We start from the raw sequence: 14,968 nt of genomic DNA, 5'->3' as shown, positions 1-14,968 counted from the left end.
GGCTCCCCCCCCGGGGGGGGCCCCCCCCCCCGGCGGCGGGGTGGTTGTTGGGCGGCGGCCGCCCGCCCGGGGCGGGCCCGCCCCCCCCCCCCCCCCCGGCCCCCCGCCCCCCCCCCCACTACACCGGCTTTGCTGGGGAAGTCTCTGCCGAGCATGGCTCGGCACTACACCTGATTTGCTGGGAAAGCCTCTGCCGAGCATGGCTCGGCACTACACCGGCTTTGCTGGGAAAGCCCCTGCCGAGCATGGCTCGGCACTACAGCGGCTTTGCTGGGAAAGCCTCTGCCGAGCATGGCTCGGCACTACACCTGATTTGCTGGTGCTGGGAAAGCCTCTGCCGAGCATGGCTCGGCACTACCGCTTGCCCCTTCTGCCTGCGGCGCCGGGGCTTTGGCGATCAATCTTCGAAATCGGTCTCTGCCGCCGGGGCTGCGTCGGCTACCGGGCGCGGGCTGCGCTTGGCGGTCTTGCTCACCACTTCGACGTAGAACTGGGTGTTGCCTGCGGCTACCAGCGCGTCGATTGCGCGGAACAGCTCGTCGTAGCCCACCGGCTTGGCCGAGGCTTCGTCCACGCCCAGCTTGCTGTCGAAACCCCAGGAATCGGCGCCGGCCGGCAGTGCCTTGCCGCGCTCACGCTTGGTGTACTTGCGGATGTCGTGCTTGCTGGCTTCCAGCAGGCGGTCGGGGTGCTTGCCTTCGATGGCGAGGCTATAGGTCTTCTTCACGGGAATCTCGTTGCTGCGCCAGCCCGGTTGGGCCGGCAGGGAATGGCACCATTATCGGTGCAAACGGCTTGACCGTGGTTCAACCGCGACGGGCGACCAGCAGCCAGTTGTTGAATGGGGTGTTGCCGTACAGCGGGGTGAGGCTGACGATCAGCCCAGCCTGCTGCAAATGGGCACGTACAGCGTCCACATCCAGGTAGTCGCGCGGGCGCGAGCGCATCCAGCCAATCAGGTTGGCGGCACGGTCGGCCACCCGTGAGACGCCGCTGCGGCGGCTGCCGTCAGCCACGGTCATGCGGATCACCAACCGTGCATCGGCGCTCAACATCGCCGCCGCACGCTGCAGCAGCCCGGGCTGGGCGGCGGCAGGCAGGTATTGCAGCACGTCGAGAATGGCGACGCTGCCCTGATGGGTCGGCAACGTTGCCAGCAGATCAATCGGGGCGAAGCTGGCGTCGTTCAGCTTGCTCCGGCCGCCTGCGGTTGTGGCGCGTTGGATCTTGGAGGCGTCACTGTCCAGGCCCAGATAGGTCATGTGCTGCCCGTCATGACGCAGCGCATGGGCCAGCAGGCCCAGCCCGCAGCCCATGTCGAGCAGTGGTGCGCTGCTGCCGCGCAGCACGTCGAGCACGCCCGGGTAGAGCGGGTCGCTGCGCAGCTTCAGCAGGGCGTAGTAATAGTCGCCGCGATGGCCCCAGAACCGCCGTGGCGCGAAGGCTTGGGCAATCATGCGCGCGCGTTCGCCGGCCATGGCCGGAGTGGCTTGCGGGCGGTTCAAGCGGCCGATGCTGGCTTGAGCAGCTCGGCTGCGACCGGCAGCGCCAGTTGCGCCCAGCGCCCGTACATGGCGGCAGAAGGATGCAGGCCATCATCGGCCAGCATCTCAACCGTTTCACCACCGTCGCGACTGGTCGGGGTGATGTCAACGAAGGCTACGCCGTAGTCGCCGCAGCAGGCGTGTGCGGCGGCGTTGAAATCGTCGATCTCGCGGGCAACCTGGGCCGCATCGCGGCCGTTCTGCTGCGCGAACGGGGTGAAGCCCCAGTCCGGCGTGGACAGCACCAGCACTCGACGCGGGTCTTCGCCAGCCAGCGCGATCGCGCGCTGCAACAGCTGCTCGAACTGCTGCCGGTATTCGGCCAGCGGCCGCCCGCGGTATTGGTTGTTGACCCCGATCAGCAGGCTGACCAGCGCGTACGGCCCTTGCGGGGCCTCGGCGTCGATGGCGGCAGCCAGCTCGTCGGTGGTCCAGCCGGTGGTGGCGATGACCTGTGGGTCGTCCAGCACGATGCCTTGTGCGCGTAGCGCGGCGGCGAGCTGGAACGGCCAGGTACCGGCTTGGGGCACGCCTTCACCGATGGTGTAGGAGTCGCCCAGCGCCAGGTATGACGTGGAAGTGGCTGCGGTTTCGCTGATCAAGACCAATCAGCCCACCGCGCTGCGCGGCTTGAGCTGCACGACCTTGGTGACCGCCTCGGCGCGACGGCTGAGCAGCTTGTCGATGCGACCGAAGACCTCGCGCATCACGCTGGCCTCGGGCAACAAGGTCACGCGGAAGTGGTTGCGGTAGGGCACGTTGAAGCTGGAACCCGGCACCACCAGCACGCCTTCTTCTTCCATCAGCTGCAGGGCGAAGTCGTGGTCGTCGAAGCCTTGTGCGGCCGGGCCGACAACTGCCGGGAACGCGTACAGCGCGCCAGACGGCACCACCAGCGACAGATGCTCGCTGGCCTCACAGGCCTCGATCACCGCGCGGCGGGTTTCGTACAGACGTCCGCCGGGGCTGCACAGTTCAGAGATCGTATCCGGGCCGTTGACCGCGGCTTCGATGGCGTACTGGCCGGGCACGTTGGCACACAGGCGCAGGGCACTGAGCAGGTCGAGTGCGGCACGGAATTCGCCCAGCTGCTCGCCGGCACCGGACAGCAGCATCCAGCCCACGCGCCAACCACAGGCGCGATGCACCTTGCTCAGGCCGCTGAAGGTCAGGCAGGGATGATCGCCGGCCAGCGGTGCGACCGGCTGGAACTGCGTGCCGTCGTACAGGATCTGGTCGTAGATTTCGTCCACCAGCAGCAACAGATTGTGCTTGCGGGCAATGGCGACGATTTTTTCCAGCAGCTCGCGCGGGTAGCTGGCGCCGACTGGGTTGTTCGGGTTGATCAGCACGATGGCGCGGGTACGCGAGGACACCAGCGCTTCCATCTCCACCGGATCGGGCAGGAAGCCGTTTTCCGGACGGCAGCGGTAATACACCGGGCGGCCGTCGTTGAGGATGGTGGCGGCCGACCACAGCGGGTAATCCGGCGAGGGCACCAGCACTTCATCGCCCGGGTTGAGCAGGGCGCGCAGTGACAGGTCGATCAGCTCGGATACGCCGTTGCCCAGGAACACTCGGTCAGCGACGGCATCGGGGGCACCACGACGCGCGTAGGCGGCGGCGATAGCTTCACGTGCTACCGGCAGACCCTGCTGATGGGTGTAGGGATCCGTGCGGCCCATGTCATCGGCGATGGCGTGCTGCAGATGTGCAGGCGCACGGAACCCGAATGCACCGGGATTGCCGATATTGAGCTTGATGAGTTTGCGGCCCTGGGCCTCCAACTCCCGCGCTCGTCGGGCCAGTTCACCACGGATTTCGTAGCGGACTTCCGACAGACGTTCACGGGTGGCTAGCGGTTTGACAGGGCTTGACATTTTCTCAGGGCCATCAAGGGCATGGATTCTGCATGGTAGCCGAATTGTTGCGTTGCGGGGCGCGGGTTTGCGGGCCGGAAGCAGGGGGCGGGACTCGGGATTGGTTGCAGGTAAAAACAACTGACGGAGCAAGGGCGAAGGCACCCCCCCCCCCCCCCCCCCCCTGCGGGGGCTAATTGGGGGTGCCCCAACCCTTCCCCCCCTTTTGTCTCCCGCGGATTGGGGTTGGGCCGGGGAGGGGTGCTTTGGCTTTGGCTTTGGCTTTTGCTCATGTCCAGACCCAGGCTCAACTGAACCGCCATTCCCGGTGCCAAGCCCCACCCCGGTAGAATCCCCGAATGACTGATTCCATCGACTTCGATTCGCTGCGCCATATCGGCTGGCCCTGGCCCGGTGCTCCCGAGGACTCGCAATGGCAGGAGGCCTTTGCCGCCCACCCGCAGGCCCGTCCGGGGCGGGTGATCGAGCAGCACCGTTCCGGCTACGTGGTCGCCGATGCGCCCGACAACAGCCTCAAGACCGAGTCGCCGCCGGAATGGCAGCGCCCGCGCTTCCCCAGCCATGAGCGGGCAGCGGTAGGTGACTGGGTGTTGCTGGATGGCAAGCGCATCGTCGCACTGCTGCCACGGCATACCTCGATCAAGCGTGGTGCTGCCGGCGAGCACTATCACCAGCAGGTGATCGCGGCCAACATCGATACGGTGTTCATCGTCTGTGGCTTGGACGCTGACTTCAACCCGCGCCGCATCGAGCGCTACCTGCTGCTGGTTGGCGGCGGTGGTGCGTCACCGGTGGTGGTGCTGACCAAGGCCGACCAGACCGAGTACAGCGAAGACGCGTTGGCGGTGCTGGAAGACCTGGCCGCGCAGCAGATTCCGCTGCTGGCGATCAACGGCAAGGACCCGGAAAGCGTCTCCGCCCTGCTGCCGTGGTTGGGCCCGGGCAATACCGTGGTGCTGGTGGGTTCCTCTGGTGCCGGCAAATCCACCTTGACCAACACGCTGTTGGGCGAGGACCGGATGAAGACCAACGAAGTTCGCAGCAATGATTCGCGTGGTCGCCACACCACCACCCATCGCGCGCTGATGCCGCTGCCCTACGGTGCCTGCCTGATCGATACGCCCGGCATGCGCGAGCTCAAGCCGACCGGCGAGGAAACCCTGGCTGAAGGTGGCTTCGCCGACATCGAAGAGCTGACCACGCAATGCAAGTTCCGCGATTGCTCGCACCACAGCGAACCGGGTTGCGCGGTGCAGGAGGCCATCGAGCGCGGTGACGTCGACGAAAGCCGGCTGGAGAGCTACCTCAAGCTGCGCGAGGAAGTGGCGCAGGCCGCAGCCAAACTTGCCCAGCGTCAGGCCGAGCAGGCGACCGAGCGCAAGCATAGCGGGCGCGGTGCGCAGTGGCGGCCGATCAACAAGGGCAAACGGCGCTGAAGTCGGCGTTTGTCTGCTTTTGCTCCCTCCCTTTCGCGTAGCGAAGGGGGTGAAGAAGGCCCGCTTGCGCGCCACTGGCGCGCGGCCTGATGAACGACCGAAGGCTATGCCTTCGGGCCGGACGGGCTGGGGAGGGGTAAGCTGTTCGCGCGTTGATGCAATCGTGGCTTCGCGGCTTATGGCCAGAGGCCACCCAGCGACGCTCCTACAAAGAGCGCGATCACTGCGCGTAACTACGTGATTTGAAAGAGGCAGGCATGGACACGGTTGAGACCCACAACGATCCAGCCATCAGCCATCACGCGGCGCTGGATGCGCGGATGGTGGCGGCGGTCAAAGGCATCCGTCTGCTGAGCCTGACCAGTTGGCCAGCCAACACGCAGGCACCGTTCCTGGAAAGCGTGGCGCGCGGCAACCCGCTGCTGCCGCAGGTGGACTACCCCAAGCTCGACTTCAGTGAAACGCGGCGCGAACTGGCGGCGGTGATGGACGCGGTGGATGCGAGCCATCCGCTGGGCTGCTACATCCAGGATTCGGCGCGCAGCTGGGACCTGGCCGCCAGTTTGTTGGAAGGCCTGGGCACGCGCGCGGTGGATGACTATTCCACCCAGCTGTTCGGCGTACCCGAGCAGCCGATGCCGGGCAATGGCCCGACCACGCGCGATGCGGCGCGGCACTTCATCCAGATCGCGCAGGAACTGGACCACGAGTTGCTGGCACCGGAAGAACAGGTACCGGTATCGGCCACGGCCTTGCAGTTGATGCTGCAGAGCGACCTGGATGAATTCTTCGCCGGGCGCATGATCAGCGTGGAGCTGGACCCGGAACTGATTGCCAAGGCTGCCGCCGGTGCAACCCGCATCCGCTTGCGCACCCGCGCCACTTTCAGCGCCTATGACCGCGCCCAGCTCTACCACCATGAGGCACTGGTGCATTCGCTGACTGCGCTCAATGGCCGCGATCAGCTGGTTTTGCCCAGCCTGGCGCTGTCTTCGCCGCGTATCACCGCGACCCAGGAAGGCCTGGCTACGTTTGCCGAGCAGATCACCGGCAGCATCGACATCCAGCGGCTCAAGCGCATCAGCCTGCGTATCGAGGCAATTGCGATGGCGCGCGATGGCGCCGATTTCATCGAGGTCTTCAATTACTTCCGTGGCGCCGGGCAGACTGCCGAGGAAAGTTTCTCCTCCGCACAACGCGTGTTCCGTGGCGTTCCCACCAGTGGCGGCGCGGCTTTCACCAAGGACACCGTCTACCTGCGCGGGCTGGTGTCGGTGCACACGTTCTTCCGGCAGATGCTGCGCGATGAGCAGCTGCAGACCTGTCGCTGGCTGTTTGCCGGCAAGATGACGCTGGAAGATGCACAGACGCTGACGCCGCTGTTCGATGCCGGGGTGCTGGCGCCGCCGCGCTGGTTACCGCAGTGGATCAATCGCGCCAATGGCCTTGCCGGCGCATTGGCGTTCTCGCTGTTCGCCAACCGTATCCGCATGGACCAGATCAGCGAAACCTGAGCTGACTCAGGGCGTGCCCAGCAACTGCTGCACTGCGCGTTCGCCACTGCCCATCGCCAGCGTCCAGCCGAGCATGCCATGGCCGATGTTGCAGGCCAGACCATCGCCGAGGTTCTTGATGATCGGTGAGGTCCACGGCGTGACTGGACGCAGGCCGGCCCAGCTGCTTTCGATGTGCTCGTAGTCGGCTGCCTCGGGCAGCGAGGCACGTGCTTGTGCGATCAGTGTTGCCAGCCGCGCCGGTTCGGGCGCGGGATTCCAATCGTTGAGGTCGGCCAGGCCAGCGACGCGGATGCGTTCGCCAAGGCGGCAGAACACCAGCTTGCGCTTGGTGTCGGTGATGCTGACCTGTGGTGCATTGGCGCCCAATGGTGCAGTGAAGGAATAGCCCTTGATTGCCATCACTGGTATGCGCAGGCGCAAAGATTTGAGCAGGGCAGGGCTGTCGATGCCGGCGCAAACCACCACACGTTGTGCCTGCAGTTTGCGGCCGTCGCGGGCCTGCAACTGCCAGCGGCCATCAGCACGACGGAGTGACTGCGTATCGAAGCCGAACAGTGCCTGCACGCCGTATTGCTGCTGCAGGATCTGCAGTAGACCTTGGCTGAAGCGGTAGGGATCGCCGGCTTCTTCCTCGGGTGAGTAAACGCCACCAGCCAACCAAGGCGCGCCGCTGAGCGCAGGTTCGATGGCGGTGGCCTCAGCCGCGTTGACCAAGCGTTGCTGCACGCCGTAACCGCGCTTGAGCGCAATCATCGCCGCGGCTCCCTGCACGCCCTCGGCGGACGGGTACAGGTGCAGCTTGCCGGAGACCTCGTGGTCGAAATCGATGGGGTGCTGTTGCAGCAAAGCCCGCATGGCTTGCCGCGATTCCAGTGCAAGTTCCAGCGTGGCCAAGGTATTGCGCTGGAGGGCTGCCGTGTTGGCCTGGCGCAGGAAGGCCAGACCCCAGCGCAGGAAATCCGGATCAGCCGACCAGCGTGTGCGGAAAGGCCCGTTGCGGCCGAAGGCCATTTCCGGCAGCTGTGCCCAGGTCGCTGGGCCGGCCATCGCGTCGGTATAGGCGTAGCTGAGCTGTGCGCCGTTGGCGAACGAAGTGCCCAGTGCCGGGCCGGCATTGCGATCCAGCAGCAGCACCGAACAGCCGCGCTTTGCCGCAGCATAGGCGGTGGCCAGGCCCACCACGCCAGCGCCGATGACGATCAGGTCAGGGCGGGAAGAAGGGGTGGGGACTGCGTTGGATGTCATCAGCGGAGCGGTGCTACAGGACGAGTAGGGCCCCATTGTCGCGCCAACCCGTGCACAAGGCACGGGTATGGCGCACGGAACCGGCGGCTTAGTGCGGCCAGAAGTTCAGGAAGCCGGTGATGATCAGCGCATTGATGAAGTCGATGAAGAATGCGCCCACCAGCGGCGCCACCAGGAAGGCGCGCGGCGCCGGCCCGTAGCGCTGTGCCAGCCGCCGCATTACTGCCATGGCGTTGGCGGTGGTGCCGAGCATGAAACCGATGAAGCCGCCGCCCATTACCGCAGCGTCGTAGTCACGGCCCATCAACCAGTAGATCGGCACCGCGAACAGCGCCACCACCGACACCTGGATGATCAGGTTGACCAGCAGCGGCAGGCCCATACCCGCCAATTCCCAAAGCTTCAGATCCATCAGTGCGATGGCCAGGAACAAGGCCAGGCTGATATTGCCGATCAGGTCGGTGGTGGGTACCGACAGTTTGATCCAGCCGGTGTAGTCATCGATGTTGCGGATCACCGCGCCAACCAGCATCGCGCCGATATAGGTTGGCAGGGTCAGACCCATGCCTTCGAAGCCCTTGCCCACCCACACGCCCAGCCACATCGCCATCAGCAGCACGACGATGCTCTTGAGCGCGTCGAACTCACGCGCCGACTCGCTGGGGTAGCGCACGGTGACTGCTTCGTCCTCACCGAGCTGCGCGCCGGTGGCCTTCTGGCTGGGATGTTTCACCTTGAAGCGCTGCATCAGCACGGTGATCACCGGGCCGCCAACCAGGCCGCCGCAGATGATGCCGGCCATGGCCGCCGTCACCGCCAGGCTTTCCGCGCCGACCAGACCGGCCTGCTCGAAATGCCCGGCAAAGGCCAGGCCGGTGGCCGGGCCGCCGGTCAGCGTGGCCGAGCCGGCCAGCACGCCGAACATCGGGTTCAGGCCGAACATCTTGGCCACACTGATGCCGATCAGGTTCTGCAGCACCGCGAAGATGCTGCCGATCAGCAGGAACAACATCACCTGCTTGCCGCTGACCCGCAGCAAGCGCAGGCTGGCGTTGATGCCCAGGGTGGTGAAGAACGCCACCATCAGTGGAGTCTTGAGGGTGGTGTCGAGTGTGAACAGGGTGGTCTGCTGACCATGCGCCCACCATACGGCCAATGCCACCAGCAGGCCGCCAACCACCGGTTCAGGCAGGTTGTAGCGGCGGAAAAACGGGATGGCACGGCACAATGCGTAGCCGGCGAACAGGGTCAAGCCCGCGAAGGCGACCGTCTGTACGGCGTCAAGTTGAATCATAGGGAGGGGGACCTTACACCAGCGAAGGGCGAACTTTGTCGTTCCTTACGCACAATAGCAACCGGGCCTATTGGCACTGGTTGGGCATAAAGGTCAGATCGGAGCCATGGACAGGTGTAGTGCCGAGCCATGCTCGGCAGGGGCTTTCCCAGCAATCCAGATGTAGTGCCGAGCCATGCTCGGCAGAGGCATTACCGGTACAGCTTCAGCCGAGCATGGCTCGGCTCTACAGCGAAGCGTGCCCCAGCCGGACGTTGCAGGCGCATCAGTCGCGCTGCGGGCGCTTGTAGGCCACGCAATCCACTTCTACCTTGCAGTCCACCACCATGCGGCTTTCGACGCAGGCGCGGGCTGGTGGGTTTTCGCCGAAGTAGTGCTTGAACACGCCATTGAAGGCGTAGAAATCACGGGCATCGTCCAGCCACACGCCGCAGCGCACGACATGCTCGGGGCCATAGCCGGCTTCGGCAAGGATCTCCAGCACGTTGCCGATGACAACGTGCGACTGCTCGGTTACGGTGCCGGCGACCAGTTCGCCGTTGCGCATCGGTACCTGCCCGGACACGAACAGCCAGCCGTCGGCTTCGACTGCGCGCGAGAACGGCATGTGCTGCTTGCCTTGGCCAACGCCGCCTTCGGCGCCATAGCGTTTGATGTCACTCATCGGTATTCCTTATATGGGTACAGCGGTTGCAACTCAGGCTGCCGGGGCAGCCTCGGGGCAGACAAAGCGGCCGGCGCGGGCAACGACCTGCTTGCCGTCGTAGCTCAGGCAGCCGTTCACCCAGACCGCGCTGATGCCTTCGGCAGCGCGGATCGGGTCGTGGAAACTTGCGGTGTCGCGCACCCGCGCCGGGTCGAACAACACCAGGTCGGCGTACCAGCCAGCGCGGATGAAACCGCGCGCTCCCATCGCGAAGCGCGACGCCGGTAGACCGGTCATCTTGTGCACGGCGGTGTGCAGCGGGAACAGCTGCTCATCGCGGGCGTAGTGGCCAAGCACGCGCGGGAAGGTGCCCCATAGCCGCGGATGTGGGCGCGGATCGCGCGGCAAGCCATCCGAGCCGATCATGGTCAGCGGATGGACGAGGATCTGGCGTACATCTGCCTCGTTCATGCCATGGTAGACCGCACCGGCTGGTTGCAGGCGGATCGCGGCATCCATCAGTGACACATTCCAGTCGGCGGCGATTGCGGCCAGCAGGCGACCGCCCTGGCCGGGTTCGGGCTCGGACCAGGTGATCAGGATGTCGAAGGCGTCGGTGACCTGTTTCAGGTCCAGCGTCGAGGCGCTGGCAGCGTACGGATAGCAGTCGCAGGCGACATCCTGGGTGGCCGAAGCGGCGTGCAGGCTGGCCAGCACTTCGCCACTGCGTCCCCAGTTGTCGATGCCGGCACACTTCAGGTGCGAGACGCGCACCGCGGCCTGCGGTGCACGTGCGGCGTTGAAGGCTTCCTCCATTGCATCGAGGATGCCGCCGAATTCGTCGCGCAGGTGGGTGGCATACAGCCCGTCGCGCGGCAGCTCAGCTGCCAGCGCATCCACTTCTGACGATGGCGCGCTGAAGGCCGAGGCATAGGCCAGGCCGCTGCTCAGGCCGAGTGCGCCTTGGGCGAGGCTGTCACGCAGCTGCGTGCGCATCGCGTTGATCTCGTCGTCGCTGGCGGCACGGTCGAGCCGGTCCATGTGGTTCTGGCGCAGCGCGGTATGGCCGACCAGCGCTGCGACGTTCACGGCCGGGCCGGCGAGGTCCACGGCTTTGCGGTAGCTGGCGAAATCCGCATAGCGGAAATCCTCGGCATCGCCGAGCAGGTTCATCGGGTCCGGCACCTGATCGCGGATATGCACCGGACTGGCACTGATGCCGCAGTTGCCGACGACCACGGTGGTCACGCCCTGCGACAGCTTGCTGAGCATGTCCGGATTGCGGATTACTTCCAGGTCGTCATGGGTATGCACATCGATGAAGCCCGGCGCCAGGGCCAGGCCCTGCGCGTCGATCACATTGGCCGCCGCCGCGTCGCCAAGCTGGCCAACCGCGACGATGCGCCCGGCATTGATGGCCACATCACCCTGCACGCCAGCCTGGTCGCTGCCATCGAAGATCAGGGCATTGCGTATCAAAAAATCATGCATGGATCAGTCACCCAACGGCAGACGTGAATCACCGCCGCGATGGCGGTCCAGTGCCAGCTTGATGCGGCGCAGGTGCTCGTGGTTGGCGTTGGCATCGCTGAGGGCGGTGGTGGTGGCGAGCACGTCGATCGCCAGCATCATCGCGTAGCGCGAAGCGGAGGGTTTGAACACGAAATCCGTTTCCTCGATCTGGATCGGCAGCAGCCAGTCGCTGCGTTCGGCCAGGGCGGTGTTGGCCTGGGTGATGGCGCCGATGCGGGCGCCGTAGGTTCGGGCGATATCGGCGGCGGAGACGATTTCCGGGGTGATGCCGCTGACCGACAACACCAGCACCAGATCTTCCGGGCCGAGCGTGGCGCCGATGATCTTCATCATCAGCGCATCGCTGCAGGCCGAGACCGGGCGACCGAACCGCACCAAGCGGCTCTGCAGTTCCTGCGCGAATACCGTGGAGCAGCCGCCCAGGCCGAAGATGTGGATCATCCGCGCCTTGCACAGCGCATCGGCAAGGCCTTGCACCACGTCTTCTTTCAGGTTGGCGATGTTGTGGCGCAGGCTTTCCTGGATGTCATCGCAGATCTGTGCGTACAGCGCGGATACCGGCGGTGCGTTCTGCTGCTCCAGGAAGCGCTTGCCGACCGCACTTGCCGAGGCCAGGCGTGCACGCAGTTCGCGCACATGCTCGCAACCCAGCGCCTTGGCGAAGCGCGAGATGGCGGCGGCGCTTACTTCGGCGCGTTCGGCCAACTCGCTGACCCCGTACTGCGCGGCGGCATCCACGTCGGCGAGGATGGCTGCAGCAATGCGCGCTTCCACCGGGCTGAACTCATGCTGGCGCTGGCGCAGCTCATAGACGATATCGAACGTATTCTGCGACATGTTCAAAGCACCATGGACAGGGCCATCACCAAGGACAGGGCGATGACGGAAATAAGGGTTTCGAGCACCGTCCAGGTCTTGAAGGTCTGGGCGACAGTCATGTTGAAGTATTCCTTCACCAGCCAGAAGCCACCGTCATTGACATGTGACAGCACCACCGAGCCGGCACCGGTAGCCAGCACCAGCAATTCGGGGTGGGCGTAGCCCATCGCGGCGGCGATTGGCGCGACGATGCCCGAGGCGGTGGTCATCGCCACGGTTGCCGAGCCGGTGGCGATGCGCATCAAGGCGGCCATGGTCCAGCCCATCAGCAGCGGCGACAGCTCGAAGCGCTGCGACAGGCCGATGATTTCCGCGGCCACGCCGGTGTGCACGAGGATGCCGTTGAGGCCGCCACCGGCGCCCACCAGCAAGGTGATCGCCGCCGTGGGTGCCAGGCATTCCTGGGTGAATTTGAGGATCTGCTCACGGCTGAAGCCACGCAGCAGGCCCAAGGTGATGAAGCTCATCAAGGTCGCCAGCAGCAGCGCCACCACCGAGTGGCCGATGAAGCGCAGGCCATGGTTGAGCGTCGAGCCGGGTGTTGCGATCTGGTCGGCCCAGCCGCCGAGCAGCATCAGCACTACCGGCAGCAACAAGGTGGCCAGGGTGATGCCGAAGCTGGGCAGCTGCTCGTCGGGAATACGGCCATGGCCTTCGTCCAGCAGCGCCGCTTCCATCGGGTTGTGCGCGGGCAGCTTGACCCGTGGCGCGACGAACTTGGCGAATATCGGGCCGGCGACGGCAGCGGTCGGCAAGCCGATCAACAGCGAATAGAACACGGTACGACCGACATCGGCGCCATAGGCATTCACCGCCAGCATCGCCGCCGGATGTGGCGGCACCAGGCCGTGCACCACCGACAAGCCGGCTACCATCGGCAGGCCGACCAGCAGCAGCGGTACGCCGGTGCGACGGGCGACGTTGAGCACGATCGGGATCAGCAGCACGAAGCCGACTTCAAAGAAGATCGGCAAGCCCACGCAGAAGGCGATCAGCATCATCGCCCAGTGCACATTCTTGACGCCGAAACGGGCGATCAAGGTACGCGCGATGCGCTCGGCGCCGCCGGATTCGGCCATCATCTTGCCGAGCATGGTGCCCAGCGCGACGATCAGAGCGATATGCCCCAGCGTCTTGCCGACGCCTTGTTCATAGGCCGGCAGGATCTCCGGCGCCGGCATGCCGGCAAACAGCGCCAAGCCTACCGATACCAGGGTGACGCTGATAAAGGGATTGAGTCGGAAGCGGGCGATCAGCACGATCAGTGCAAGGATCGACAATGCGGCGTAGATCAACAGCAGATTACCGTCGGTCATGCGTACAGGCTCGGTGGAAGCGGTTAGAACTGCGTGGAAACAGCGCCGACAACGCGGTGTGCGTCATCCACCACCAGCAGGTGGCGCCATTTGTCGAAGGTCAGGCAGGGGTGGGAAATGTCGAAACAGAGCATGTCGCCCACCTGCAGTGCATCGTCGGGCTGCAGTTCGAGGAAGGCGTGCTGGTCCATCATCGCGGTGACCTTCCAATGCGCGGCGGCAGCGCTCGGCGCTGCATCGCCGGGGCGATAGTGCAGCGCAGGCACCGGCAAGCCGGCATCGAAGGCAGCATCGCGCTTGCCCAGCGCGATGATTGCCTTGCTCGGTTCTGGGCGTGATTGCACATAGGCCCACAGCCGCAATGCCGGCTGCAGGCTGCTGCCCATCTCACGCGCAACTGGATTGCTGGCATGGATGCGCTCGGCGGCCTGCCGGTAGATGCCGACGTCGTGGCTGAGATAGCAGCCCGGGCGCAGCACGATCTGTGCATCCGCATCGTTGGCAAGCACGGAGAATTCTTCGGCCACCACGTCGAACCAGGCCGAACCGGCGCCGCTGAGGATGGCCGGCAACTGGCGGAAGCCGCCGTTGGCGCGGATCGCCTGCCACTGCGCTAGGCTGCGCCGCAGCATGGCGCGCACGCCGGGCTCATCTCCAGCGACGCCTTCGTAGACTTCAACGCCGACCAGTGCGACCGCATCCGGCCAGCGCGCAATTTCGTCCAGCACGGCCTGCGCCTGGGCGTCATCGCGCACGCCGGTACGGCCGCCAGCCAGGCCAATCTCCAGCAAAACCTTGATCTGCTGCCCGCGCGCGCTGAAGTAGCTGCCCAGCGCAGCCACATTGGCGGCCGAGTCCACCACGCAGGCGAACCAAAAGCCGGGATCGCGCTGCTGCAGTGAGGCAATCAGCTCGAAGTTGCCCTTGCCGACCAGCTGGTTGGCAAGCAGCACGCGCTGCACGCCCTCGGCATGGGCGGCAACGGTCTGTGGCGCGGTGGCCAAGGTGATGCCCCAGGCACCGGCATCAAGCTGCATGCGGAACAGGGCCGGGCTCATGGTGGTCTTGCCGTGCGGCGCCAGCTGGCAGCCATAGGCCTGCGCAAACTGACGCATCCACTGCAGGTTGTGCTGCAGCGCCGAGGCGCTGAGCACGGCGGCGGGCAGGCTCAGCTGCTCCGCAAGAATTGATGGCGCGGCTGCGGCAATCGATGCCGGGGTCCAGCGGCCACCACTGGGGAGCCCCTTGCCGACTAGAACTGCTTCGGAATGAAAGTAATTTTCCTGCACGAATCCTGCCTCTTGCCGTGGTCACCCGGGATTATGGGTGGCTATTGGGGCGAAAGGTGGAGAATACGTGAAAATTATTTTCTTGTAAGCATGGTGCCTGTCAGGCTGAGCTGGGGTTTGGGCGAAGGAGTTTGGAAGGGCGGCTGGACACGCCTGGCGAGTGCGCCGGTGTGGCGCAGTATCTGCCCGCGCAGTTCATCACGGCACCGGCTGTCGGTCCAGTCCAGTCGGCTACCCCGCAACAGATCGGAGTGCTGCCAGCGCTCTGAAGATGCAACGTAGTGGCGCGCCCAGCGCCGGCGGGGGGGGGGCGGCGAAGCCCCCCCCCCGCCCGGGGCGGGGGGGGGGGGGTGGGGGGGGGGGGGGGGGGGGGGGGGGGGGGGGGGGGG

Annotated in this window: 13 protein-coding genes; 2 read left to right on the top strand and 11 right to left on the bottom strand. The window is 65.5% G+C overall.

The window, feature by feature from the left end:
• Nucleotides 1-397 precede the first annotated feature (397 nt).
• From ACVOLZ_RS21085 to ACVOLZ_RS21070, 4 genes are all read right to left on the bottom strand, one after another.
• Nucleotides 398-727 carry a DUF6172 family protein gene (locus ACVOLZ_RS21085; protein WP_481510765.1) on the bottom strand — a complete coding sequence of 110 codons (330 nt, stop codon included), beginning with the start codon at nt 725-727 and terminating at the stop codon, nt 398-400.
• Between the two features lie 79 nt (nt 728-806).
• Nucleotides 807-1,478, bottom strand: coding sequence for a class I SAM-dependent methyltransferase (locus ACVOLZ_RS21080; RefSeq protein ID WP_481517829.1), 672 nt, complete (start codon nt 1,476-1,478; stop codon nt 807-809).
• A 23-nt stretch (nt 1,479-1,501) separates the two neighbouring features.
• On the bottom strand, nt 1,502-2,143 hold the full coding sequence (locus ACVOLZ_RS21075; RefSeq protein ID WP_481517828.1) for an SGNH/GDSL hydrolase family protein: 642 nt from the start codon (nt 2,141-2,143) through the stop codon (nt 1,502-1,504).
• A gap of 9 nt (nt 2,144-2,152) precedes the next feature.
• Nucleotides 2,153-3,424, bottom strand: a complete 1,272-nt coding sequence (locus ACVOLZ_RS21070; RefSeq protein WP_481517827.1) for a pyridoxal phosphate-dependent aminotransferase — start codon at nt 3,422-3,424, stop codon at nt 2,153-2,155.
• A 338-nt stretch (nt 3,425-3,762) separates the two neighbouring features.
• On the opposite strand from ACVOLZ_RS21070, the gene rsgA reads away from it, so the two are divergent.
• Both rsgA and ACVOLZ_RS21060 read left to right on the top strand, forming a co-directional pair.
• Nucleotides 3,763-4,860 carry a ribosome small subunit-dependent GTPase A gene (gene rsgA, locus ACVOLZ_RS21065; protein ID WP_481517826.1) on the top strand — a complete coding sequence of 366 codons (1,098 nt, stop codon included), beginning with the start codon at nt 3,763-3,765 and terminating at the stop codon, nt 4,858-4,860.
• A gap of 257 nt (nt 4,861-5,117) precedes the next feature.
• A complete protein-coding gene (locus ACVOLZ_RS21060; RefSeq protein WP_481517825.1) occupies nt 5,118-6,374 on the top strand; it encodes a flavohemoglobin expression-modulating QEGLA motif protein in 1,257 nt (418 codons plus the stop codon).
• A 6-nt stretch (nt 6,375-6,380) separates the two neighbouring features.
• Here ACVOLZ_RS21060 and ACVOLZ_RS21055 read toward each other — a convergent pair whose 3' ends face one another.
• From ACVOLZ_RS21055 to ACVOLZ_RS21025, 7 genes are all read right to left on the bottom strand, one after another.
• A complete protein-coding gene (locus ACVOLZ_RS21055; protein ID WP_481517824.1) occupies nt 6,381-7,622 on the bottom strand; it encodes an FAD-dependent oxidoreductase in 1,242 nt (413 codons plus the stop codon).
• 88 nt (nt 7,623-7,710) lie between these two features.
• The gene (gene gltS, locus ACVOLZ_RS21050) at nt 7,711-8,916 is read right to left on the bottom strand and encodes a sodium/glutamate symporter (protein WP_481517823.1); all 1,206 of its coding nucleotides are present in this window, start codon (nt 8,914-8,916) and stop codon (nt 7,711-7,713) included.
• Nucleotides 8,917-9,181: 265 nt separating this feature from the next.
• Nucleotides 9,182-9,580 carry a RidA family protein gene (locus ACVOLZ_RS21045; RefSeq protein WP_481517822.1) on the bottom strand — a complete coding sequence of 133 codons (399 nt, stop codon included), beginning with the start codon at nt 9,578-9,580 and terminating at the stop codon, nt 9,182-9,184.
• A 33-nt stretch (nt 9,581-9,613) separates the two neighbouring features.
• Complete coding sequence (locus ACVOLZ_RS21040; protein WP_481517821.1) at nt 9,614-11,053, bottom strand: N-acyl-D-amino-acid deacylase family protein; 1,440 nt, start codon at nt 11,051-11,053, stop codon at nt 9,614-9,616.
• Nucleotides 11,054-11,056: 3 nt separating this feature from the next.
• Entirely contained in the window at nt 11,057-11,932 is an 876-nt protein-coding gene (locus tag ACVOLZ_RS21035) for a MurR/RpiR family transcriptional regulator (RefSeq protein WP_481517820.1), read from the bottom strand.
• 2 nt (nt 11,933-11,934) lie between these two features.
• On the bottom strand, nt 11,935-13,290 hold the full coding sequence (locus tag ACVOLZ_RS21030; RefSeq protein ID WP_481517819.1) for a GntT/GntP/DsdX family permease: 1,356 nt from the start codon (nt 13,288-13,290) through the stop codon (nt 11,935-11,937).
• Nucleotides 13,291-13,313: 23 nt separating this feature from the next.
• Complete coding sequence (locus tag ACVOLZ_RS21025) at nt 13,314-14,579, bottom strand: amino acid deaminase (RefSeq protein ID WP_481517818.1); 1,266 nt, start codon at nt 14,577-14,579, stop codon at nt 13,314-13,316.
• Nucleotides 14,580-14,968 lie beyond the last annotated feature (389 nt).

The organism is Stenotrophomonas sp. STEN020 (genome assembly GCF_056760195.1).
The sequence above is the reverse complement of the archived record's forward strand: the minus strand, read 5'-3'. Positions and strand labels throughout refer to the sequence as shown.